The sequence below is a fragment of the Pseudomonas sp. C5pp genome (genome assembly GCF_000814065.1).
Lineage (GTDB): Bacteria > Pseudomonadota > Gammaproteobacteria > Pseudomonadales > Pseudomonadaceae > Aquipseudomonas > Aquipseudomonas asiatica.
On record NZ_JWLN01000037.1, the window covers coordinates 14,873 to 37,619 of the forward strand.

Annotated in this window: 17 protein-coding genes; 8 read left to right on the top strand and 9 right to left on the bottom strand. The window is 64.0% G+C overall.

Annotated elements, in window-relative coordinates:
- The first annotated feature begins 26 nt into the window (after nt 1–26).
- The 5 genes from RR51_RS23945 to RR51_RS23965 all read left to right on the top strand — a co-directional run bounded on the left by RR51_RS23945 (nt 27) and on the right by RR51_RS23965 (nt 4,155).
- Entirely contained in the window at nt 27–1,022 is a 996-nt protein-coding gene (locus RR51_RS23945; protein WP_013971669.1) for a zinc transporter ZntB, read from the top strand.
- Nucleotides 1,023–1,227: 205 nt separating this feature from the next.
- The gene (locus RR51_RS23950) at nt 1,228–1,500 is read left to right on the top strand and encodes a hypothetical protein (RefSeq protein WP_004376140.1); all 273 of its coding nucleotides are present in this window, start codon (nt 1,228–1,230) and stop codon (nt 1,498–1,500) included.
- Nucleotides 1,501–1,502: 2 nt separating this feature from the next.
- Nucleotides 1,503–2,327: a mechanosensitive ion channel family protein gene (locus tag RR51_RS23955; protein WP_004376138.1), complete on the top strand. Its 825-nt coding sequence runs from the start codon at nt 1,503–1,505 to the stop codon at nt 2,325–2,327.
- A gap of 112 nt (nt 2,328–2,439) precedes the next feature.
- Nucleotides 2,440–3,006: an RNA polymerase sigma factor SigX gene (sigX, locus tag RR51_RS23960; RefSeq protein ID WP_003248665.1), complete on the top strand. Its 567-nt coding sequence runs from the start codon at nt 2,440–2,442 to the stop codon at nt 3,004–3,006.
- Between the two features lie 111 nt (nt 3,007–3,117).
- The gene (locus RR51_RS23965) at nt 3,118–4,155 is read left to right on the top strand and encodes an OmpA family protein (RefSeq protein ID WP_004376136.1); all 1,038 of its coding nucleotides are present in this window, start codon (nt 3,118–3,120) and stop codon (nt 4,153–4,155) included.
- A gap of 182 nt (nt 4,156–4,337) precedes the next feature.
- On the opposite strand, the gene cobA is transcribed toward RR51_RS23965, so the two are convergent.
- From cobA to RR51_RS23990, 5 genes are all read right to left on the bottom strand, one after another.
- Nucleotides 4,338–5,078, bottom strand: a complete 741-nt coding sequence (cobA, locus tag RR51_RS23970) for a uroporphyrinogen-III C-methyltransferase (RefSeq protein WP_039614900.1) — start codon at nt 5,076–5,078, stop codon at nt 4,338–4,340.
- Between the two features lie 27 nt (nt 5,079–5,105).
- A complete protein-coding gene (locus RR51_RS23975) occupies nt 5,106–6,776 on the bottom strand; it encodes a bifunctional protein-serine/threonine kinase/phosphatase (protein WP_039614901.1) in 1,671 nt (556 codons plus the stop codon).
- Nucleotides 6,777–6,785: 9 nt separating this feature from the next.
- Nucleotides 6,786–7,997, bottom strand: coding sequence for a nitrate/nitrite transporter (locus RR51_RS23980; protein ID WP_039614902.1), 1,212 nt, complete (start codon nt 7,995–7,997; stop codon nt 6,786–6,788).
- 309 nt (nt 7,998–8,306) lie between these two features.
- Nucleotides 8,307–8,882, bottom strand: coding sequence for an ANTAR domain-containing response regulator (locus RR51_RS23985; RefSeq protein ID WP_013971673.1), 576 nt, complete (start codon nt 8,880–8,882; stop codon nt 8,307–8,309).
- Between the two features lie 12 nt (nt 8,883–8,894).
- Complete coding sequence (locus RR51_RS23990; protein ID WP_039614903.1) at nt 8,895–10,109, bottom strand: CmpA/NrtA family ABC transporter substrate-binding protein; 1,215 nt, start codon at nt 10,107–10,109, stop codon at nt 8,895–8,897.
- 144 nt (nt 10,110–10,253) lie between these two features.
- Between RR51_RS23990 and RR51_RS23995 the strand changes: the two genes are divergently transcribed.
- Nucleotides 10,254–11,276 carry a quinone-dependent dihydroorotate dehydrogenase gene (locus RR51_RS23995; RefSeq protein WP_039614904.1) on the top strand — a complete coding sequence of 341 codons (1,023 nt, stop codon included), beginning with the start codon at nt 10,254–10,256 and terminating at the stop codon, nt 11,274–11,276.
- A gap of 218 nt (nt 11,277–11,494) precedes the next feature.
- Here the strand turns inward: RR51_RS23995 and rmf are convergent, their stop codons facing one another.
- Entirely contained in the window at nt 11,495–11,710 is a 216-nt protein-coding gene (gene rmf / locus RR51_RS29675; protein ID WP_003248687.1) for a ribosome modulation factor, read from the bottom strand.
- A 561-nt stretch (nt 11,711–12,271) separates the two neighbouring features.
- On the opposite strand from rmf, the gene rlmKL reads away from it, so the two are divergent.
- Nucleotides 12,272–14,464, top strand: a complete 2,193-nt coding sequence (rlmKL, locus tag RR51_RS24000; RefSeq protein WP_039614905.1) for a bifunctional 23S rRNA (guanine(2069)-N(7))-methyltransferase RlmK/23S rRNA (guanine(2445)-N(2))-methyltransferase RlmL — start codon at nt 12,272–12,274, stop codon at nt 14,462–14,464.
- Nucleotides 14,465–14,558: 94 nt separating this feature from the next.
- Nucleotides 14,559–16,949, top strand: a complete 2,391-nt coding sequence (locus tag RR51_RS24005; RefSeq protein ID WP_039614906.1) for a sensor domain-containing diguanylate cyclase — start codon at nt 14,559–14,561, stop codon at nt 16,947–16,949.
- Between the two features lie 130 nt (nt 16,950–17,079).
- Here the strand turns inward: RR51_RS24005 and dacB are convergent, their stop codons facing one another.
- The 3 genes from dacB to RR51_RS24020 form a co-directional block, all read right to left on the bottom strand.
- Nucleotides 17,080–18,537 carry a D-alanyl-D-alanine carboxypeptidase/D-alanyl-D-alanine endopeptidase gene (gene dacB, locus RR51_RS24010; protein ID WP_013971678.1) on the bottom strand — a complete coding sequence of 486 codons (1,458 nt, stop codon included), beginning with the start codon at nt 18,535–18,537 and terminating at the stop codon, nt 17,080–17,082.
- A gap of 186 nt (nt 18,538–18,723) precedes the next feature.
- The gene (locus tag RR51_RS24015) at nt 18,724–19,068 is read right to left on the bottom strand and encodes a YggL family protein (RefSeq protein ID WP_004376110.1); all 345 of its coding nucleotides are present in this window, start codon (nt 19,066–19,068) and stop codon (nt 18,724–18,726) included.
- Between the two features lie 41 nt (nt 19,069–19,109).
- Nucleotides 19,110–22,742: an ATP-binding protein gene (locus RR51_RS24020; RefSeq protein ID WP_039614907.1), complete on the bottom strand. Its 3,633-nt coding sequence runs from the start codon at nt 22,740–22,742 to the stop codon at nt 19,110–19,112.
- Between the last annotated feature and the right edge of the window lie 5 nt (nt 22,743–22,747).

Below are 22,747 nucleotides of genomic sequence, written 5' to 3' on the forward strand. Positions count from 1 at the left end.
GCGCCGCCCGCGCTGATGGAGCTTTGATGTTCGAGGAAGACAACGCGCAGTGGGGGCTGGTGCACGCCCTGGTGCTCGATGGCAAAGGTGGCGCGCGCTCGATTGCCCGTACCGAGCTGGACGACTTGCAGCTGCAACCCGAGCAAAGCCTGTGGCTGCACTGGGATCGCAGCCATCCGCAAACCCGCACCTGGCTGCTGCACGACAGCGGCCTGAGCGCGTTCGCCTGCGAGCTGCTGCTGGAAGAAAACACCCGGCCGCGCCTGCTGCCCATGGCCGATGAACAGTTGTTGCTGTTCCTGCGTGGGGTCAACCTCAACCCGGGTGCAGAGCCGGAAGACATGGTCTCGGTGCGTATCTTTGCCGAGGCGCAGCGGGTCATCTCGCTGCGCCTGCGGCCGTTGCGCGCCAGTGACGAGATTCTCCAGCAGCTCGAAGAGGGCAGGGGCCCGAAATCGGCGTCCGAGCTGTTGCTGCTGATGGGCGAACTGCTCACCGAAAAGGTTCAGGGTCTGGTCAGCGACCTGTCCGAACTGGCCGACATTGAGGAAGAAAAGGTTGAATCCGACGAACGGTATACCCCGGAGAACGGCAGCCTGCAGCAGATCCGCCGGCGTGCCGCCGGTCTGCGGCGTTTTCTTGCCCCGCAGCGGGAAATCTACGCCCAGTTGTCGCGCAGCAAATGGAGCTGGTTCGCCGATGCCGATGCCGATTACTGGAACGAGCTGAACAACAGCCTCATCCGCTATCTCGAAGAGCTGGAACTGACCCGCGAACGTGCCGCGCTGGTGCTGGAAAGCCAGGATCGCCGGCGTAGCGAGCGCATGAACCGCACCATGTACCGCTTCGGCATCATCACCTGCATCTTCCTGCCCATGAGCTTCATCACCGGGCTGCTGGGCATCAATGTCGGCGGCATCCCCGGGGCGGAAAACCCCTATGGTTTCCTGTTCGCCTGCATCGTCGTACTGGGGCTTGCGGTGGGGCAGTGGTGGCTGTTTCGGCGGTTGCGGTGGGTATAGATGTCGATTGACCTGCTCTGGCCTCTTCGCGGGCACGCCCGCTCCCACAGGGACACCACAGCCTTCAGGTTCTGTGGGATCCCGGTGGGAGCGGGCGTGCCCGCGAAGAAGCCGACGCGCATTCATTTTGAAACACTCGTCCCAATGCGATGTGTGACCCATCGACCGGCCATCTCGTCTCTGACTGACACTGCGCGAGGTGCCCATGCACGATCCGTTTGAAGAATCCCTGCGCGACCTGCTCAAGGCGTCCCCCTCCGGCAATGACCGGGACGACCGGGACGACGCCGCTTGCCTGGGTCGCGTACTGAAAACCGCCAACCGCCAGGTTGGCGCGGGCGATCTGTTCAGCCTGCTTGGCCGCTGGAGCCAGGCGCTGCTGATCGCCGTGAACAATGGCGCGGCGCATGTTGCGCCGGTGCGTCGACACTCTTCCCGCAACGCTGCCAACGGCAGCAAAGCAGATAAGGCCGATTGAATATGGAACTCGATCTCTGGACCCAGAGCCTGGTCACCGCCATGACTGCCCTTTGGACCAAGGTAGCGAACTTCATCCCCAACCTGTTCGGCGCGCTGGTCGTGGTGCTGCTCGGTTTCGTGGTGGCCAAGCTGCTCGACACGCTGCTGTCCAAACTGCTGGCCAAGTTCGGCCTGGACCGCCTGATGGCCGGCACCGGCCTGACCAAGATGCTCGGCCGGGTCGGCATCCAGGTGCCTATCTCCACCTTGATCGGCAAGATCGTCTACTGGTTCGTGCTGCTCATCTTCCTGGTCTCGGCCGCCGAGTCGCTGGGCCTGGAGCGGGTTTCGGCAACCCTCGACATGCTTGCCCTTTACCTGCCGAAGGTGTTCGGCGCAGCCCTGGTGCTGCTGGCCGGCGTGCTGCTGGCCCAGGTGGCCAACGGCCTGGTACGCGGCGCTGCCGAAGGCATCGGCCTGGAGTACTCGGCAGGCCTGGGGCGTATCACCCAGGGCCTGGTGATCATCATCAGCATCTCGGTGGCCATCAGCCAGCTGGAGGTGAAAACCGACCTGCTGAACCATGTGATCGTGATCGGGCTGATTACCGTTGGTCTGGCCGTTGCGCTGGCAATGGGCCTCGGTAGCCGCGAAATCGCCGGGCAGATCCTGGCCGGCATCTACGTGCGCGAACTGTATCAGGTGGGCCAGCAGGTGCGAATTGGAGAGGTCGAAGGGCACATCGAGGAAATTGGCACGGTCAAGACGACGCTGCTGACCGATGATGGCGAACTGGTGTCGCTGTCCAATCGCGAGTTGCTTGAGCAGCGAGTCAATAGCCGCTAACCGCACAAAGCTGTTAATGTATGCCGCCGCGAAAATCGACCCACGGGGTCGCGCGGCGACATTGACCTGACTGTCGGCCAGATCCGTTTTGAATAAAGTTCATTCGCCGCCCATGCGTTATGACCCCCGCGAGCTCACCGACGAAGAGTTGGTGGCGCGTTCGCATGAGGAGCTGTACCACGTTACCCGCGCCTATGAAGAGCTCATGCGGCGCTACCAACGGACCCTGTTCAACGTCTGTGCGCGTTATCTGGGGAACGACCGTGACGCGGACGATGTCTGTCAGGAAGTCATGTTGAAAGTGCTGTACGGGCTGAAGAACTTCGAGGGTAAGTCCAAGTTCAAGACCTGGCTCTACAGCATCACCTACAACGAATGCATTACCCAGTACCGCAAGGAGCGCCGTAAACGTCGGTTGATGGATGCCTTGAGTCTGGACCCTGTCGAAGAGGCGTCCGAAGACAAGGCTCCGAAGCCGGAAGAAAAAGGCGGGCTGGACAAGTGGCTGGTGCATGTGAACCCGATTGACCGGGAAATCCTGGTGCTGCGTTTTGTCGCAGAGCTGGAGTTTCAGGAAATTGCCGACATCATGCACATGGGCCTGAGCGCGACAAAAATGCGCTACAAGCGCGCGCTAGACAAGCTTCGGGAGAAATTTGCCGGCCTCGATGAAACTTAGTGGCGTGCAAATATCTCTAACGAACCGGCGAGTTCTGCTAGACTTGCCGTCGAGTTGTCCCCCTTGTTTGTGGTGGGACTGCTTAACTATCACCAGATGGGGATTTAACGGATGAAATTGAAAAACACCTTGGGCTTGGCCATTGGCTCGCTCGTCGCTGCTACTTCGTTCGGCGTTCTGGCTCAAGGCCAAGGCGCTGTGGAAATCGAAGGCAACGTTACCAAGCAGTACTACGACAGCGAACGTAACTTCAAGAACGACGGCACCAATCCTGGTGTTCGCCTGGGCTACTTCCTGACCGACGACGTTTCCCTGGACCTCGGCTACAACGAGACCCACAACGCTCGTGGTGAAGTCTTCAACAAAGACATCAAAGGTTCCAAGGCCAAGCTCGACGCTACCTACCACTTCGGTACCGTTGGCGACGCTCTGCGTCCGTACGTTTCCGCCGGTTTCGCTCACGAGAGCCTGGGCCAGGCCACTCGTAGCGGCCGCGACCACTCCACCTTCGCCAACGTTGGCGCTGGCGCCAAGTGGTACATCACCGACATGTTCTTCGCCCGTGCTGGTGTAGAAGCCATGTACAACATCGACAACGGCAACACCGAGTGGGGCCCGACCGTTGGTGTTGGTCTGAACTTCGGCGGTAGCCCGAAGCAAGCTGAAGTCGCTCCGGCCCCAGTTGCCGAAGTGTGCTCCGACTCCGACAACGACGGCGTTTGCGACAACGTCGACAAGTGCCCTGACACCCCGGCCAACGTTACCGTTGACGCTGATGGCTGCCCGGCTGTTGCCGAAGTCGTTCGCGTTGAGCTGGACGTCAAGTTCGACTTCGACAAGTCGGTCGTCAAGCCAAACAGCTACGGCGACATCAAGAACCTGGCTGACTTCATGAAGCAGTACCCACAGACCACCACCACCGTGGAAGGTCACACTGACTCCGTCGGCCCAGACGCTTACAACCAGAAGCTGTCCGAGCGTCGTGCCAACGCTGTCAAGCAGGTCCTGACCCAGCAGTACGGCGTAGAATCCAGCCGTGTTGATTCGGTTGGCTACGGCGAAACCCGTCCGGTTGCCGACAACGCCACCGAAGAAGGCCGCGCTGTCAACCGTCGCGTTGAAGCTCAGGTAGAAGCCCAGGCCAAGTAATTGGTTTGAAGCTTCATGAAAAACCCGGCCTCGGCCGGGTTTTTCTTTGCCTGGGATTTGTGTGGTGTGTGCCGGCCCTTTCGCGGGTAAACCCGCTCCCACAGGTTCGCCGCACCCTTCAGCTCATGCACAATCCCTGTGGGAGCGGGTTTACCCGCGAAAGGGCCGGCGCAGGCAGCGCATCATCCAGCAATTGCCACCAATTCCTGAACCACCTGTTCCCCAACCACCTCTCCAATCACCAAAATCGCCGGGCTACGCAAGCCAAACCCCCGCGCATCCTCGACCATTCCCCGCACATCGCTCCTGCATTCCCGCTGCTGCGGCAACGAGGCATTCTCGATCATCGCCACCGGCGTCGCCGGTGCCATGCCCCCGTCCAGTAACCCTTGGCGCACCTGCTCCAGCCTGGCCACGCCCATGTACACCACCAGCGTCGTCCCGCCCTGGGCCAAGGCCGCCCAGTTCAGTTCGCTGTCGTCCTGGGTATGGGCCGTGACCAGCGTCACGCCCCGGCTCACACCCCGTGAGGTCAGGGAAATTCCGCATTGCGTGGCGCCAGCCAGGCCGGCTGTGATCCCATTGACCACTTCCACCTCGATGCCATGTCCCTGCAACCACAGCGCCTCTTCACCGCCGCGGCCGAAGATGCACGGGTCGCCGCCCTTGAGCCGGACCACGCAGCGCCCTTGCCGCGCATGGCGCAGCATCAGGCGCTGGATGAACGCCTGCGGCGTGGAGCGGCAGCCGCCGCGCTTGCCCACGGCAATCACACGGGCCTGTGGGCAGTGCTCCAGCACCGCCGGGTTGACCAGGTCGTCGATCATCACCACAGCGGCTTGCCGCAAGGCGCGTACAGCCTTGAGGGTGAGCAGCTCCGGATCACCAGGACCAGCACCAACCAGCCAGACTTTCGCATTCATCAGGGTTTCCTCATCGGCAAGGTGCGTTCAGCCCTTGAGCAGGGTGAGCAGCAAAATCAGGTTGAACAGCAAGGACAGCAGGGCCAGGGTGCGCCAGACCTTCAACGGTTCGCGCTCCAGCAACGGCCGTGGCCGGGTGGGCAGCTCCTGGCGGTCGCCACGTTCGAGCAGCAGTAGCCAGTGTTCGGCGGTTTCGAAGCGCTGCGCCGGGTCGGCTGCCAGCGCCTGCTGCAGGTTGTGCTGCAGCCATTCCGGCAGGTCAGGGCGGTAGCGCGCGGCGTTGACCGGCTGGCCGAAGCGTGGGCGCTGGAAGGCCTCCACCTCGCCGTAGGGGTAATGCCCGGTCAGCAGGTGATACAACGTCACACCCACGGCATACAGGTCCTGGCGTGGGCTGGGCGGTTGGCCGTCGAACGCTTCCGGGGCAATGTATGACGGTGTGCCCGGCAACTCGTGCAGCGGGTCTTCGGACAAGCCCGGGCAGTAGGCCAGGCCGAAGTCCAGCAGGCGCAGCTGCCCATCGCTGCCCAGGTGCAGGTTCTCTGGCTTGATGTCGCGGTGCAGCAGGTTGCGCCGGTGCAATACGCCGACCGCCTGCAGCAGTTGCCGGGCCAGCTCCAGCCACTGCGGCATGGGCAGCGGGCCATGCTCGGCCAGCAGCGCCGCCAGGCTCTGGCCGGGGTATTCGCGCATCACGTAGTACAGGTGCTGGCGCTGGCTGGCGGTGTGCAGCTCGGGAAAGTGCCGGCCAGCGACCCGGCGCAGGAACCATTCCTCCAGCAACAGCCCTTGCGCCGCGCCGGGCTCCTGCTCGCGCGCGGGTGGCAGTGTCTTCAGCAGCCAGGCTCGGCCCTGACTATCGCGCACCCGGTACAGCAGCGACTGGCGGCTTTGCGAAAGCAGCTTTTCGGCTTGCCAGCCATCGATTACCTGGCCTTCACGCAATGGGCCGGGCACCGGCCATTGCTGCAGTTGCGCCAGGGTGTCGCCCAGGTTGGCAGTGCCCAATTGCTCGACCTGCACCAGCAAGGCACTGGCGTTGTCCTGGCTACCGTTCAGGTGCGCGCTGGCGACCAGGGTATCGACGGCCAGTTGCAGGTCGGGTTGCTCGCGCAGCACCGCCTGGATGTGCTGGTCGCCCAGGCTGGCCCATACGCCATCGCTCAACAACAGGAAACTCTCGCCCGGCTGCAGCTCACCTTCCAGATAATCCACCAGCAGGTGCTGGTCCAGGCCCAGCGCGCGCTTCAGCACATGCTGCATGCCGGGCTGGTCCCATACATGGTCTTCGCTCAGGCATTGCAGGCGCCCGGCGTGCCAGCGGTACACGCGACAGTCACCCACGTGGGCCAGGGTAAAGCGTCGGCCGCGCAGCACCAGCGCGCTGAGGGTGGTCAGCAGTGGCTGGCCACTGCCTTGGGCGCGCAGCCAGCGGTTTTGCGCCAGCAGCAGGCGGTCCAGTGCCTGGGCCACGCTCCAGGTCGCGGGGGTGGCGTAATAGTCCAGGGCCAGCGCCTGCAGGCTGGCACGGGCTGCCAGGCCGCCATCGGCACATTGGCTGACGCCGTCGGCGAGGGCGAACAGGTAGCCTTTGCTGGCGGCCAGCTCCGGCGCCGGGGTAACCAGGCGCAGGGCGTCCTGGTTTTCCTCGCGCGGCCCGGTGGCGCTGGCCTGGGCAAAGTTCAGTTGCAGGCTCATGGCTGTGCCTCAGACCCGTGCCGCGGTAACCGCAGCCGAGCCCCAGGTGGTGCGCCAGCGCTGTTTCACGCCGTGCAGGCCGAACCAGGCCAGCAAGCCCAGGCTGGCGAACAGCCACAGCCCCAGCTGGTAGTCACCGGTGTGCTGCTTGATGGTGCCAAGCCCGGCGGCCAGCAGGAAGCCCCCGATGCCGCCGGCCATGCCGATCAGCCCGGTCATCACGCCGATCTCCTGGCGGAAGCGTTGCGGTACCAGTTGGAACACCGCGCCATTGCCGGCTCCCAGGCCGAGCATGGCGCTGACGAACAGGGCCAGTGCGGCGGCGGCGCTAGGCAGGTTGAAGCCGACTGCGGCGATGCAGATGGCCGCCACGCTATACATGCCCAGCAGGGTGCGGATGCCGCCGAAGCGGTCAGCCAAGGCGCCGCCAAGTGGGCGCATCAGGCTGCCGGCGAACACGCAGGCAGCGGTGTAGTAGCCAGCGGTGACCGGGCTCAGGCCATACTGGTCACTGAAATAGCCGGGCAGGGCGCTGGCCAGGCCGATGAAGCCGCCGAAGGTGACGCTGTAGAAGAACATGAACCACCAGCTGTCACGGTCGCCCAGGGCCTTGAGGTAGTCGGCCATGGCTTTTGGCTTGGGCCGCTGCGGAGCATTGCGTGCCAGCAGGGCGAACACCAACAGGGTCAGCGACAGCGGGACCAGTGCGAAGCCGAACACATTGTTCCAGCCAAAGCCCGCAGCCAGCGCGGGGGCCAGCAGGGCGGCGAACACTGTGCCGGAGTTGCCGGCACCTGCAATGCCCATGGCTTTGCCTTGGTGCTGTGGCGGGTACCATTGCGAGGCCAGCGGCAGCGACACAGCGAACGAAGCGCCGGCAAAGCCGAGGAACACGCCCAGCAGCAGCGCTTGTTCATAGCTGTGCACGCCCAGGTGCCAGGCAGCGGCGAGGGCGACGATGACCACCACTTGGCCGATCAGCCCCGCGGTCTTGGGTGACAGGCGGTCAACCAGCACGCCCATGGCGAAGCGCAGGATCGCCCCGGCCAGGATCGGCGTGGCCACCATCAGGCCCCGTTGTTGTGCACTCAGCTGCAGATCGGCGGCAATCTGCACCGCCAATGGGCCAAGCAGGTACCAGACCATGAAGCTGAGGTCGAAGTACAGGAACGCGGCGAACAGCGTGGGCACATGCCCGGATTTCCAGAAGCTGGTACTCATCGAACACCTCACTCGGCAATGCAACGGAACGAAAAAGACGCCGCTACCCGCTCCACGTGCGTGGAGGGGAGAGCGACGTCTTTGTCGGGGATTAAGTGGGGCAACCGCCGTTGGCTACCGGTGATATTTGTTGAGCAAGAGATGGGCCAACTCTGAGAAGTTGCAGTCCCCTTGTAGGAGCGGCCTTGTGTCGCGATGGGCTGCGCAGCAGCCCCAGGATCTCAGCTTCGCGGCAGAGATTACCGGGGCTGCTGCGCAGCCCATCGCGACACAAGGCCGCTCCTACAGGGGACCGCGTGAAGCAGGTTGCTAGCCCAGCATCTCGTGCATGGCAATGATCTGCTCGGCCACCTGGATCAGCTTCTGCTGCCGGCTCATGGCCTGGCGGCGCATCAGGGTGTAGGCCTGTTCTTCGTTACAGTCCTTCATCTTCATCAGCAAACCCTTGGCCTGCTCGATGCGCTTGCGTTCAGCCAGTTGCTGGTCCCGTGCGAGCAGCTGCGCCTTCAGCGCCTGGTCACTTTCGAAGCGGGCCATGGCCACATCCAGGATCGGTTGCAGCCGCGCGGCATGGATGCCTTCGACGATGTAGGCGCTGACCCCTGCCTGGATCGCCTGGCGCATCACCCCGGGATCATGCTCGTCGGTGAACAGCACGATTGGCCGTGGCTGGTCACGGCTGACCAGGACCACCTGTTCCATCACATCGCGGTCCGGTGAGTCGGTATCGATAAGCACCACGTCCGGGCGCACCGTTTCGACGCAGGCGGGCAGGTCGATGGTCAGGCCTGGGGCTTCGATGACCTCGAAGCCGGCCTCGCTCAAGGCCGCCTTGAGGCGGCCGAGTTTGCTCTGGGTGTCGTCGATCAGCAGGATGCGCAACATGAATGGCCCCCCTCACGCGCCGACACGGGCATCGGGCAGGTCGCCCAGGGCATGCAGGCTGAAGCTGCGGGCATAGCCGTAGGGGTCGCTGCCGTCCCAGCGGCTGCCATCGATCAGCAGGCTGCTGCGCATCGGCTGCTCGGGGCAGGCCACGCCTAGGCTTTGGGCCGCCTCGCCATACAGTGCCAGCTGCTGGACCTGGCGGGCCACGCCGAGGTAGTCGGGGTCATCGCGCAGCAAGCCCCAGCGGCGGAACTGGGTCATGAACCACATGCCGTCGGACAGGTACGGCAGGTTGGCCCGGCCGTGATCGTGCAGGCGCAGGGCGTGCGGGTCTTGCCAGTGGTTACCCAGGCCATCGTGGTAGCTGCCGAGCAGTCGCGGCTCGATACTTGCCAGCGGAGTGTCCAGGTAGGCGCTGCTGCTGAGCAGTTGCGCAGTGCTGCGGCGGTTTTCCGGGCTTTGCTCGATGAAGCGGCTGGCGGCGAGTACCGCCTTGATCAGCGCGCGGGCGCTGTTGGGGTATTGCTCGGCAAAGGCGCGGGCGCAGGCCAGGACCTTTTCCGGGTGGTCCGGCCAGATCGACTGGCTGGTGGCCAGGGTGAAGCCCTGGCCCGTGGCCACTGCATCGGCAGCCCAGGGTTCGCCCACGCAGAAACCGTCGATGCGCCCGGCCTGGATATGCGCAGCCATTTGCGCCGGTGGTACCACCACGCTGTCGACGTCGCGCAATGGGTGGATGCCCTGGCTGGCCAGCCAGTAATACAGCCACATGGCGTGGGTGCCGGTGGGGAAGGTTTGGGCGAAGGTGAGGCGTGCGCCATGCTGGTGCACCAGGCGCGCCAGTGCTTCAGGGTTGGTCACGCCTTTGCGCTGCAGGGCCGGGGACAGGTTTATGGCCTGGGCGTTCTGGTTCAGCCCCATGAGCACGGCCATGGCGCTGGCCGGTACACCGCCGATGCCCAGGTGCACGGCGTACACCAGGCCATACAGGCAGTGCGCCGCATCCAGTTCGCCGCTGACCAGCTTGTCGCGCAGCCCGGCCCAGGAGCCTTGGCGCTTGAGGTTGAGGGTAAGGCCGTGCTGCTGGGCGAAGCCCTGGGTGGCGGCGACTACCACCGAGGCGCAGTCGGTCAGGGCCATGTAGCCGATGTTCAGGCTGGGCTTTTCCGGCGCGTCGCTGCCGTTGACCCAGGCCAGGGGCGTTGCTCGGGGTGCAGTGTTCACAAGGGTCCTCGCCCGTACTGATAAGGCTGTGGGCTTTTCCGGTGCAACCGATGTGCCATCTGACAGCAGCCCCACGATTTGCTGTCATGCCGGCCCCACGCTGGCTATAATCGCCCCCTCATTCACCCCGAGCCTTGCCCGCCCATGTATACCCTGGCCCGCCAGCTGCTGTTCAAGCTTTCCCCGGAAACCTCCCATGACCTGTCCCTGGACCTGATCGGTGCCGGTGGCCGTCTCGGCCTCAACGGCATGCTGTGCAAGCAGCCGGCGGCTTTGCCGGTTACGGTCATGGGCTTGAACTTCGCCAACCCGGTGGGCCTGGCGGCCGGCCTGGACAAGAACGGTGCGGCCATCGACGGTTTCGCCCAGCTGGGCTTCGGCTTCGTCGAAATCGGCACCGTCACCCCGCGCCCGCAGCCGGGCAACCCCAAGCCACGGCTGTTCCGCCTGCCAGAGGCAACGGCCATCATCAACCGCATGGGCTTCAACAACCTGGGCGTTGATCACCTGCTCGGCCGGGTACGGGCTGCGCGTTACAACGGTGTGCTGGGCATCAACATCGGCAAGAATTTCGACACCCCGGTGGAGCGTGCCGTCGATGACTACCTGATCTGCCTGGACAAGGTGTACACCGAGGCCAGTTACATCACGGTCAACGTCAGTTCGCCCAACACCCCGGGCCTGCGCAGCCTGCAGTTCGGCGATTCGCTCAAGCAGCTGCTCGATGCCCTGGCCGTGCGCCGCGAGCAACTGGCCGGCACGCATGGCAAGCGCGTACCTCTGGCAATCAAGATTGCCCCGGACATGAGCGACGACGAAACCGCCCTGGTGGCCGCCGCGCTGATGGAGTCGGGCATGGATGCGGTGATCGCCACCAACACCACGCTGGGGCGTGAGGGTGTCGAAGGCCTGCCGTACGGTGGCGAGGCGGGTGGCCTGTCGGGTGCGCCGGTGCTGGAAAAGAGCACCCATATCGTCAAGGTGCTGGCGGGCGAGCTGGGCGGCAAGCTGCCGATCATTGCCGCTGGCGGCATTACCGAAGGCCGCCATGCCGCCGAGAAGATCGCTGCCGGGGCGAGCCTGGTGCAGATCTACTCTGGCTTTATCTATAAAGGGCCGGCGCTGATTCGCGAGGCGGTGGACGCTATCGCTGCAATGTCCAGGTAACCTGACAGGCCAATTCGCGGGTAAACCCGCTCCTACAGGAATTGCACAGCGCTTGAAGGCAGCAGGGCATCTGTGGGAGCGGGTTTACCCGCGAAAGGGCCGGTGCATTTGATAACATTTGCCAAGTAGCATAAAAAAGGGCCCCATCAAGGGGCCCCTGGGCCTTCGCCCGCCGCCCGGATAGGGCGTGCATGGTGAATCGAATTCAGTGTCCTCGTTCAGCCAACGGCGTGATTTTCGTTGAGTCTATGGATGCCAGCGGTGCCAGTCATTCCGTCCCAGTTATCACCGCGACCTTCACGCCAGCCGTTGATCCAGGCTTGGCGAACAGAAGGAAGATTGAAGGGGCAAAGTTCGCGGGATTTGCCGGTGACCCCGTATTGGTAGCCACGTGAATATGCTCTTTCCAACGGATCACGCTTAAGTCTTCTCATAGGGTGTTGCCCTCACTTGTTGACTGTAATGTCCCGTCGGCCTCTCCGAGGCCGGGCAGAGTCTTTCTGCCGGTGTGCGCTCGCTGCCGGCGTGGCGAGCTGAAAGTGCCACCTCGTTGCGAAGCGGCCTGAGACCAGTTCTATCGAATGCGAGTCACGGTGTGAATGATCGATTTGTCATAAGCACGTAACCTTTCCAAGGGTGAGGGGATAAGTAAATAAATGCGACTCAACCTTGTTTAGCGTTGAGCCCGCTATGATCAGGGTTTGCCGATCATTGACGTCATTTCGCCAGCGTTGCTTGCGGATGACAGAAATAATTTGAAATGCGACGAAGGGTCACATCGGCCCTGGTATCGCAAGAATTTTTCGTACTGCCTGATGATCTAAGCTGTCTTTGCCACTGGGCCAAGCACAGATCGGTCAGGCGGCCCGGCCTTTCATTGCACGTTCGCGTGCCGGGAAGGGCCACCCGCACGTCTGCTGGAAAGGTGTGCGGGCAAACATCGCGGGGCGATGCGTCGCCCCGTCAGTCAAATAGCCCAAGGCGCTGGATTACTCATGTCGGACCGTTTCGAACTTTATCTCACCTGCCCCAAAGGCCTGGAAGGCCTGCTTGCCGAAGAGGCGCGGGGCCTCGGCCTGGATGACGTGCGCGAGCACACTTCGGCCATTCGCGGCGCCGCCGACATGGAAACCGCCTACCGCCTGTGCCTTTGGTCACGCCTGGCCAACCGGGTGCTGCTGGTACTCAAGCGCTTCTCCATGAAGAACGCCGACGACCTCTACGACGGCGTGCACGCGGTCGACTGGGCCGATCACCTGGCAGCCGACGGCACCCTGGCAGTTGAGTTCAGCGGCCATGGCTCGGGCATCGACAACACCCACTTCGGTGCGTTGAAGGTCAAGGACGCGATCGTCGACAAGCTGCGCAACCGTGAAGGCCTGCGCCCGTCGGTAGAAAAGATCGACCCTGATGTGCGCGTACACCTGCGCCTGGACCGTGGCGAAGCCATTCTCTCGCTCGACCTTTCCGGGCACAGCCTGCACCAGCGTGGCTACCGCCTGCAGCAAGGCGCCGCGCCGCTGAAGGAAAACCTGGCGGCAGCGGTACTCATCCGCGCCGGCTGGCCGCGCATTGCTGCCGAAGGTGGCGCGCTGGCCGACCCGATGTGCGGTGTGGGTACCTTCCTGGTCGAAGCGGCGATGATCGCCGCCGATATCGCGCCCAACCTCAAGCGTGAGCGCTGGGGCTTCAGTGCCTGGCTCGGCCACGTACCGGCATTGTGGCGCAAGGTGCATGACGAGGCGCAGGCGCGGGCACAGGCCGGCCTGGCCAAGCCACCACTGTGGATCCGTGGCTACGAGGCCGACCCTCGGTTGATCCAGCCAGGCCGCAACAACGTCGAGCGTGCCGGCCTGGGCGACTGGGTGAAGATCTACCAGGGCGAAGTCAGCACCTTCGAGCCGCGCCCGGACCAGAACCAGAAAGGCCTGGTCATCAGCAACCCGCCTTATGGCGAGCGCCTGGGTGACGAAGCCAGCCTGCTGTACCTCTACCAGAACCTCGGCGAGCGCCTGCGCCAGGCCTGCATGGGCTGGGAGGCGGCGGTATTCACTGGCGCGCCGCAGCTGGGCAAGCGCATGGGCATTCGCAGCCACAAGCAGTACGCGTTCTGGAACGGCGCCTTGCCGTGCAAGCTGCTGCTGTTCAAGGTGCAGCCCGACCAGTTCGTTACCGGCGAGCGCCGCGAAGCGCAGCCTGAAGGCGCGGAAACCCGCCAGCAGGCAGCACCGGCCAGCGAGCCGGCGCGCCTGTCGGAAGGGGCGCAGATGTTCGCCAACCGCCTGCAGAAAAACCTCAAGCAACTGGGCAAGTGGGCCCGCCGCGAGCAGGTCGATTGCTACCGCCTGTACGATGCCGATATGCCCGAATATGCCCTGGCGGTCGACCTGTATCAGGATTGGGTGCACGTGCAGGAATACGCCGCGCCACGTTCGGTCGACCCGGACAAGGCCCAGGCACGCCTGCTCGACGCGCTGGCAGCCATCCCGCAGGCCCTGGGCATTTCGCCGCAGCGTGTGGTGCTCAAGCGTCGCGAGCGGCAGAGCGGCACGCGCCAGTACGAGCGCCAGGCGACCGAAGGCCGCTTCCAGGAAGTGAACGAAGGCGGCGTAAAGCTGCTGGTCAACCTCACCGACTACCTCGACACGGGCCTGTTCCTGGACCATCGCCCGATGCGCATGCGCATCCAGCGCGAAGCAGCCGGCAAGCGCTTCCTCAACCTGTTCTGCTACACCGCCACGGCCACCGTGCATGCGGCCAAGGGCGGCGCGCGCAGCACCACCAGCGTCGACCTGTCGAAAACCTACCTGGACTGGGCGCGACGCAACCTGGCGCTCAATGGCTTCTCCGAGCGCAACCGCCTGGAGCAAGGCGATGTGATGGCCTGGCTGGAAGGCAACCGCGACAGCTATGACCTGATCTTCATCGACCCGCCGACCTTCTCCAACTCCAAGCGCATGGAAGGCGTGTTCGATGTGCAGCGTGACCACGTGCAACTGCTGGACCTGGCCATGGCCCGCCTGGCGCCGGGTGGCGTGCTGTATTTCTCCAACAACTTCCGCAAGTTCCAGTTGGACGAGCACCTTATGGCGCGTTATGCGGTCGAGGAGATCACGGCCCAGACCCTGGACCCGGACTTCGCGCGCAATAACCGTATCCATCGCGCCTGGCGTCTGCAGCTTCGTTGAGGCGACGAGGTACATTGCGCGGCTAATGGCCAATGGCTATAACTGAGGGCAGGGCAAGATAATCCGCAGGACGCTGACGTGACGAGATGGGTGTATGTCAAAGGGTGGCGTGCGTGCGCGGTTGCTTGGCCTGTGCACAGAGGCAATGTCCGCCTGGGCGGTGGCCCTGGTCGCCCTGGTCGTGGGTGGCCTGTTGACGGCCGTCCTGGCGTTAGCCACGCAAACCTTCTACAAGCAGCAACTGCGCCAGCGCTTCGAGCTGCTGGCCAGCGAGCGTTTCAGCCGGATCGCCGAGCGGTTTGACGAACAGCAGCAGCGCCTGGACGGGCTGCGGCGGTTTTTCAGCTTTTCCAACGAAATCACCCCACACGAGTTCGACGGCTACGCCCGGCCATTGCTGCAGCGGACCCTGGCCTACGCCTGGGCGCCGCGTGTCGAGGCCGCGCAACGCGCCGAGTTCGAGCGCCAGGCCAGTGTGCATTTCGGCCCGGGCTATGTGATCCGCGACCAGGATGAACAAGGCCAGTGGCACCCATCCCCCCAGCGCGACCATTACTTCCCGGTACTCTATACCCAGTCGGGTGAATTGCCCGGGCTGCCCCATGGTCTGGACCTCGCCGGCCAGGAAGTGCCCTTGGCGGCACTGGCGCGGGCGCTGGGGCCCGGCAGCATGGCGGTGTCCGAGCCACTGCCCATGTTCGATACCAGCTCGGATGCGCGTGGCCTGCTGATGGTGGCGCCAGTGTTTTCCGATGCCAACCCCCGCGGCGCGGCAATGGGCTATGTGATGGCCCTGCTGAGCATGCGGGAACTGGTCAGTGACGGGCGCCCGGTTACGGCAGACGATAACCTGGTGGTGCGTATCGTCGACCCCACCGGGCTGCATGGCCCCGAGGTGATGTTCGATTCGCAGAACCCGGTCGCACCTCTGCCGCTGGCCATCAACCAGTTGTTGCACCTGGCTGACCACCACTTCCAGCTGAGTATCCGGCCGAGCCTGGCCTTCGTGCGCGCCAATCGCTCCTCCGCGGTGCTGGCGGTAAGCCTGCTGGGCGGCTTGTTGAGCCTGCTGCTCAGTGTGTTGCTCTACAGCCTGTTCAGCCAGCGCCAGCGCGCCTTGGCCCTGGTAGAGCAGCGTACCGCCGAGCTGCGGGTCAGCGAGCAGTCACTGCGTGGTACCCACAACCAGCTGCGCAGCGTGCTGGATGCCGCAACCCAGGTGGCGATCATCGCCACCAACCTCAAGGGCGTGGTCAGCACCTTCAACGCCGGTGCCGAGCGCATGCTCGGTTACCCGGCCTGCGAGGCGATCGGCAAGCTGCGCCTGGAGGACCTGGTGTTGCCCGAGGAGTTGAGCCTGCGTGCTCATGCCTTGAGCCTGCGTTTCGGCCGGCCGATTGCAGGTGGCCAGGCCATGTTTGCCGAAACGGTGCAGGGGCATGGAGCCGAGCCGGGGGAGTGGACCTTGTTGCGCGCCGATGGCAGCCAACTGGTGGCCAACATGCTGGTCACCGCCATGCTCGATGAACAGGGGTTATGGATCGGTTACCTGGCGATCTGCATCGATGTCACTGAACGGCGTCGGGTGCATGAGGCGCTGGCGGCGCGTGACCGCCTTCTGGAAAAACTCAGTGCCGAGGTGCCGGGCGGCATCTACCAGTACCGCCTGGATGGCAACGGCCATTCCTGTTTTCCGTACGCCAGCAAGGGCCTGTACGACATCTACGAAGTCGATCTGCAGCAATTGCGCGAGGATGCCACGGCGGTGTTCGAGCGCATCCACCCGGATGACCTCGAGCGCGTGCGCCGCTCGGTGCGTTACTCGGCCGAACACCTGTCGCCCTGGCGTGAAGAATATCGCGTCTGCCTGCCGCGTGCCGGGCTGCGTTGGGTGCGTGGCGAGGCGACACCGGAGGTGGGCGAGCAGGGCTGCACGTTGTGGCATGGCTACCTGACCGATATCTCCGACCTCAAGGGTGTGGAGGAAGAGTTGCGCGCGCTGTCGGTGACCGATTCACTGACCGGCATCCATAATCGCCGTTACTTCCAGGAGCGGCTCAAGCTCGAGCTGGAACGGGCCCAGCGCGATGGCCAGGCACTGGCGGTCATCATGCTCGATATCGATCACTTCAAGCGCATCAACGACCATTTTGGCCATGCAGTCGGCGATCGCGTGCTGCGCAGCCTGTGCCTGCGTATCAGCCAGCGTTTGCGCCGTACCGATGTTTTCTGCCGGTTGGGCGGCGAGGAATTCATGGTGCTGTGCCCGGGGAGCGATGCCGAGCAGGCGCGGCTGCTGGCGCTGGAGCTATGGTATGGGGTGCGCAATGTGCCGGTGGAAGGCGTGGGCAGGGTGACCGCGAGTTTTGGTGTGGCGGGCTGGCGACCGGGGGAAGGGGCCGATGCCTTGCTGTTGCGGGCTGATGCAGGCGTGTATGCGGCCAAGCAGGCCGGGCGGGACCGGGTGGAGGGGGAGTTGGCCTGACAGCTTTCAGTTGCCAATGCCGGCCCGCTCGCGGCTAAAGCCGCTCCCACAGGGACATCACAGGTCTTGAACCCTGCACTGTACATGTAGGAGCGGCTTTAGCCGCGAAGAGGCCGGTACCGGCTAACGATCAGTTGGCCGCAGTACTGCCGGCCAGTTTCGGCTGGCGGTACAGGTCCAGCAGCACCTGGTCGAGCACCTGCGAGGCGCCCCACGGTTTCGGATCGTTGAGGATCGCCGCCACCGCCCAGGTATGGCCGTTGCTGTCGCGGCTGAAGCCTGCAATTGCCCGCACGGTATTCAGCGTGCCAGTCTTGATGTGCCCTTCGCCGGTCATGGCGGTACGCTTCAGGCGCTTGCGCATGGTGCCATCCATACCCACCAGCGGCATCGAGCTCATGAACTCGGCAGCATAAGGGCTCTTCCAGGCAGCCTGCAGCATCGCGGCCATTTCCCGGGTGCTGACCCGTTCGGCACGCGACAGGCCGGAACCGTTTTCCATTACCAGGTGCGGCGCGGTAATGCCCTTCTTCGCCAGCCACTGGCGCACCACACGCTGGGCGGCGCGGGCGTCGTCACCGTCGGCATCGGTGCGGAACTGCGCGCCAAGGCTCAGGAACAGCTGCTGGGCCATGGTGTTGTTGCTGTACTTGTTGATGTCGCGGATCACTTCCACCAGGTCTGGCGAGAAGGCTCGGGCCAGCAGGCGAGCGCCCTTGGGCACGTTCTCGAAGCGGTCGCCACCCTGGATGCTGCCACCCAGCTCGTTCCAGATCGCGCGCACGGCACCGGCGGCGTAGGTCTGGTGGTCGAGCAGCGACAGATAGGTCTGGGAGTTGCAGCCGTCACCCAGCTGGCCACTGACCGTTACGCTGATGCCATCGGCCTGCTGCACCGGGTTGTAGCGCACGTCACCCGAGCACTGTCTGGAGGCTACTGCCTTGACCTGGTTGTCGATGCGGATGCTGGCAATCGGCGGTTCGACTGCGATGGTTACCTTGCCGCCATCGTTGCGGGCCACGAAACGCAGGGCCTTGAGGTTGACCAGCAGCGAGTCGGGCTTGACCAGGAACGGCTTGTTCTCATCGCCGCCGTCGTCGTTGAACTGCGGCAGGTTGGGCTGCACGAAATGGCTGCGGTCCAGCACGAGGTCGCCGGTGATGGTGCGCACGCCATTGGCGCGCAGGTCACGCATCAGCAGCCACAGCTTTTCCATGTTCAGTTTCGGGTCGCCGCCACCTTTGAGGTACAGGTTACCGTTGAGTACACCGTTGCTCAGGGTGCCGTCGGTGTAGAACTCGGTTTTCCACTGGAAGGTCGGGCCGAGCAGTTCGAGGGCGGCGTAGGTGGTGACCAGTTTCATGGTCGAGGCCGGGTTGACCGAGACATCGGCATTGAACACGGTCGGTGTGCCGGGGCCGTCCAGCGGCAGCATCACCAGCGACAGGGCAGAATCCTGCAGCTTGTTGGCCTTGAGGGCCTGCTGCACCTTGGCAGGCAGCGTGGTGTTGACGGCGGCGGCCTGGCTGGGCAGGGCGAGTGGCAACAGCAGGCCGGCAAGAACGAGGGGACGAAGCGTTTTGATCATGATCGATAAATACCCTACGGCGAGGGAAAAGGGCATTGGGGCTGTAAGGAATGATGGCCCCAGGGTGAAAGAATACGCATTATGCCCCAAGCGCAGCGACGATGCGCCACGTTCGACGGAAAAGCACCCCCAATAAAAAAGGCCACCCCTGAGGGTGGCCTTTTCAGCGATCGAGCCGGGCCGGTATTACTCGGCCTTGTTGATCGGCTTTTCCGGGTACCAGGCGTCCAGCAGCGGGCTGACCTCGATCTTGGTCAGTTCGCTACGGCCTTTGAGCCAGGCTTCAACGGCTGCACGCTGTTCTTCGCTGACCGAGCCGCGTTTGACCGAGCACACCAGGCCGAAATCGTCACCGCCTACATAGTCCAGGCCATTGGCGTCCATGGCTTCTGCCAGGAACGCGTCGAGGAAAGCATCGATTGCCTGGTCATCCAGATCTTCCTTGAATTCCAGGTTCAGCTCGAAGCCCAATTCCTGAAACTCGTCGACACACAGCTTCTTGCGCAGACGACGGGAGCGGTTTGTGGCCATGAAACAATCCTCTTAGGTAATAACGCCGCGCAGTCTACCAGTTAACACGCCTGGCTGCCTGCCTGTGTGCAGGTGCCTGTGGCCAGTTCCCTGGCCAGGGCACGTTCTACCCGGTACATATGCCGCGCCAGTGCCTGGCGCCGCAGGCGTAACTGGGTGGTAGTCAAGCCGCTTGCCTCGAGGGCTTCGCAGGCTTTCATCAGCTCGGGGGCTTCCAGCATCCGCGCGGCACTGAGCACCTTGTGCGCCTGTTCGGCAATGGCATCGCTGTCATGCTGCGGATGCAATGCCATCAAGGTGGCCAGGTCGGCCTGCAGGCTCTGCTGCAACGCCTGCAGGAAACGCTGGCGATCGTTCGGGTCATGCCCGACCACCGTGGCCAGGCCGTCCAGGTGGTAGAGCTTGCGGCGCGGTTTCTGCTGGCGGCGTGGGCGGATACTGGCAAGACGCTGGCTGAGCGTGCCCAGGCTGATGGGCTTGAGCAGGCAGTCGTCCATGCCGGCGCTCAGGCACTTGCGGCGTACCTCCGGCTGTGCGTTGGCGGTGTAGCCGAGAATGGTGCAGCGCTGCCGCTTGCCATGGCGTTCCTCGGTACGCACGGCAGTGGCCAGCTGGTAACCGTTCATGTGCGGCATGTTGCAGTCGAGCACCAGTACATCGAAGTCGCCCGCCCGCCAGGTAGCCAGGCCTTCGCGACCGTCCTGGGCGCTGGTGTGTTCAAGCCCCAGGTAGCCAAGCTGCTGTGCCATCAGTTGCAGGTTGGCCGGGTGGTCGTCGATCACCAGCACGCTCAGCCGTGGGTCGGGCACGTCGAGGTGTTCGATCAGCGGGGTCGGCTGCGCTGCTGCGTCAACCCGCAGCAGCGGCATCTTCAGGCGCACCTGGGTGCCGACATCCTCCAGGCTCTTTATGGTCAGGCTGCCGCCCATCATCTCGCACAGGTTGCGACAGATGGCCAGGCCCAGCCCGGTACCTGCACGGGCGCTCTGGCTATGCGGGTTGGCCTGGATGAACGGGTTGAACAGGCGCTGCAGGTCGTCGGCGTGGATACCGATGCCACTGTCGCGCACTTCCAGCTCCAGCACTGCGGGGGTAGTGCTGCCATCGTCCACCAGGCCGACGCATATGCGCACCTGGCCATGCTCGGTGAACTTGATGGCGTTGCTTACCAGGTTGGACAGGACTTGCTTGAAACGCAGGGGGTCGAGCAGGGCATGGCAGCGGGCGGCCGGTGCGATGATCACCTCCAGGGCCAGGCCTTTCTGCCGGGCCTGGCCCTCGAAAATGCGCCCCACCGACTCGACCAGGGCCGCCAGGTCGACGGCCTCCGGGGCGAGGGACAAATGCCCGGACTCGATGCGCACAATGTCGAGGATATCGCCGATCAGGCCCAGCAGGTCCTTGGCCGAATGGTGGGCCAGCTCCAGCGCACAGCGGTCTACACGGCCTTGGTCGGCGCGCTTGACTGCCAGCTCGAGCATGCCGATGACGGCATTCATCGGGGTGCGGATTTCGTGGCTGATGGTGGCCAGGAACGTGCTTTTGGCGCGGTTCGCATCATCGGCCTGCTGCTTGGCCTGGCGCAGCTCCATGACCAGATGGCGGCGCTCGCTGATGTCGATCCAGCCACCGATGATGCCCTGCACCTCACCCAGTGAGTCGCGGTACGGCAGAATCCAGTGGTAGATGGTCATCTCCCGGCCCTGGATCCGAAGTGGCCGGTCCATGATCAGCGGCGAGCCTTCGGCCATCACCTTCAGATAATCGGCGTGGATCTGCCGGGTCTGCTCGTAATCGGCGAACAGGCTCCCCTCCAGGTTTTTGCCGATGACCTCCTCGGAGCGGGCCTGCACGGCTTCCAGGTAACTGTAGTTGCAGCTTTGCAGTCGGCCCTCGCGATCTCGAACGTACATGGGGTGGGGTGTACCGTTGAGGAGGGCGCGCATGAACGCCAACTGGTCGTTCAGCGCCCGTTCGGCGCGTTGCCGCTGGCGAATCTGCAGGCGCAGGCGGGCATTCCACAACAAGGCCAGCAGCAACAGCACGGCGGTGCCCAGTACCACCTGTATCGCCAGCCGGCGGTAGCCGTGGTCGTTGCCATCCTCGTGCAGGCTGAAGCCGCGCCAACGGTTGTTGATGACCCCGAGTTCTTCCGGCGAGATGCTCAGCAGCGCCTTGTCGAGGATCGACACCAGCGCTTGTGACGGGGCGCTGGTGGCCATGGCGAAGGTGGCGGGTTCGCTGCCGACGGTGGCCCGGATGACCAGTTCGGGATTGCCAGCCAGGGCGTGGTTGGCGTCGATCAAGGTGGTGATCACCGCATCGACGGCACCACTGTTGAGCAACGCCATGGAATAGAACGAGCTTTCGGTCTCGACCCAGCCGATTTGCGGGTAGTGCCGCGACAGCATGGCGTCCATGGCACTGTAGCGGGTAATGGCGATGCGATGCCCCTGCAGCTGTTCCAGCGAGGTGAAGGGTTGTTTGTCCTTGCGGCTGACCAGCACATAGGCGCTTTCCAGGTAGGGTTGGCTGATTTGCAGGTCGTCTTCGTTCATCCCGCCGCTGGCCAGTGCAGCAATGACATCGGCGCGGCCATCCTTGAGGCGGGCAATCATGTCGGCAAGGCCGCTGGCGCGCTGCACTTCGAAACGCAAGCCGGTGCGCAGGCGAAGGAGCTCGAGCAGGTCGGCGGTGATGCCGCGAAAATGCCCCGAGCCGTCGAAATAGGAGACCGGTGCAGCGGTGTCATCGATTGCAACGCGCATCACCGGGTGGTCTTTCAGCCATTGTTCTTCGGTGTCGGTCAGTTGCAGCTTGCGGTCGGTCAGCAGCAGGTCGCTACCAGCGCTCCAGCGCTTGAAGATGCTGGAGCGTATGGCCGAGGTCTGTCTGTCCAGGGTGGCGTTCACCAGATCCATCAGGACCCGGTCCCCGCGGCGCAGGGCAAAACCGAAGCCGATGGCCTCGTGCTTGCCGAAACTGGCCATGCGCAGGCGCGGCAGGTGGCCGCGATTGAGCTGGTAGTGGGTGGAAATGGTATCACCGATGAACACGTCGGCCTGGCCGAACGCCACGGCACTCAGGGCCTGGCTGGACGAGCCGAAGGCCAGAAGCTCGGCCTTGGGGTAGGCGCTGTTCACCTCCTGCCGGGGCAGGTAATGGTAGAGCATGCCCAGGCGCATGCCGCCCAGGCCTGTGTCCAGCGCCCGGCTTTCGTCCTCGCGCGTTACCAGCACCGGTTGGTCGATGGCATAGGGGGCCGACAGGGCCAGGCCATCGCTGGCCGCTTCGTAGCCGTTGGAGCTGCCAAGGAGGTCGATATCGCCCTGCCGGAGCGCCTCGACCGCCGCTTGCCGGCTGGAAAAGCGCAGCACCCGCACGGGCAATTGCAGGGCCTTGCCGATCAGGCTTGCGTACTCGGCGGTAAGGCCCTGGTAGTCGCGGCCCCCACTGGTGATGTCGAACGGCGGGTAGTCTGGTGCCGAGGTACCCAGCACCAGTTCCTGACGGCCTTCGAGCCATTGCCGTTGTTCGTCCGTGAGCGCTGGTAATGCCGGCCTGGCCGATGAGCGTGCCAGCAAGGTATAGGATGAAGCCTCGTGATGGGTAGCCTGTGCCACGCCGCTGAACAGGAGCAGGGTGAGCAGTAGGCGAGCGATACTGTGCGCCATGACTA

Excerpts from the sequence above, each read along its gene's own strand:
- RR51_RS23945 (WP_013971669.1), top strand. The coding sequence starts at position 27 with ATGTTCGAGGAAGACAACGCGCAGTGGGGGCTGGTGCACGCCCTGGTG.
- RR51_RS23950 (WP_004376140.1), top strand. The coding sequence starts at position 1,228 with ATGCACGATCCGTTTGAAGAATCCCTGCGCGACCTGCTCAAGGCGTCC.
- RR51_RS23955 (WP_004376138.1), top strand. The coding sequence starts at position 1,503 with ATGGAACTCGATCTCTGGACCCAGAGCCTGGTCACCGCCATGACTGCC.
- sigX (WP_003248665.1), top strand. The coding sequence starts at position 2,440 with ATGCGTTATGACCCCCGCGAGCTCACCGACGAAGAGTTGGTGGCGCGT.
- RR51_RS23965 (WP_004376136.1), top strand. The coding sequence starts at position 3,118 with ATGAAATTGAAAAACACCTTGGGCTTGGCCATTGGCTCGCTCGTCGCT.
- cobA (WP_039614900.1), bottom strand. The coding sequence starts at position 5,078 with ATGAATGCGAAAGTCTGGCTGGTTGGTGCTGGTCCTGGTGATCCGGAG.
- RR51_RS23975 (WP_039614901.1), bottom strand. The coding sequence starts at position 6,776 with ATGAGCCTGCAACTGAACTTTGCCCAGGCCAGCGCCACCGGGCCGCGC.
- RR51_RS23980 (WP_039614902.1), bottom strand. The coding sequence starts at position 7,997 with ATGAGTACCAGCTTCTGGAAATCCGGGCATGTGCCCACGCTGTTCGCC.
- RR51_RS23985 (WP_013971673.1), bottom strand. The coding sequence starts at position 8,882 with ATGTTGCGCATCCTGCTGATCGACGACACCCAGAGCAAACTCGGCCGC.
- RR51_RS23995 (WP_039614904.1), top strand. The coding sequence starts at position 10,254 with ATGTATACCCTGGCCCGCCAGCTGCTGTTCAAGCTTTCCCCGGAAACC.
- rmf (WP_003248687.1), bottom strand. The coding sequence starts at position 11,710 with ATGAGAAGACTTAAGCGTGATCCGTTGGAAAGAGCATATTCACGTGGC.
- rlmKL (WP_039614905.1), top strand. The coding sequence starts at position 12,272 with ATGTCGGACCGTTTCGAACTTTATCTCACCTGCCCCAAAGGCCTGGAA.
- RR51_RS24005 (WP_039614906.1), top strand. The coding sequence starts at position 14,559 with ATGTCAAAGGGTGGCGTGCGTGCGCGGTTGCTTGGCCTGTGCACAGAG.
- dacB (WP_013971678.1), bottom strand. The coding sequence starts at position 18,537 with ATGATCAAAACGCTTCGTCCCCTCGTTCTTGCCGGCCTGCTGTTGCCA.
- RR51_RS24015 (WP_004376110.1), bottom strand. The coding sequence starts at position 19,068 with ATGGCCACAAACCGCTCCCGTCGTCTGCGCAAGAAGCTGTGTGTCGAC.
- RR51_RS24020 (WP_039614907.1), bottom strand. The coding sequence starts at position 22,742 with ATGGCGCACAGTATCGCTCGCCTACTGCTCACCCTGCTCCTGTTCAGC.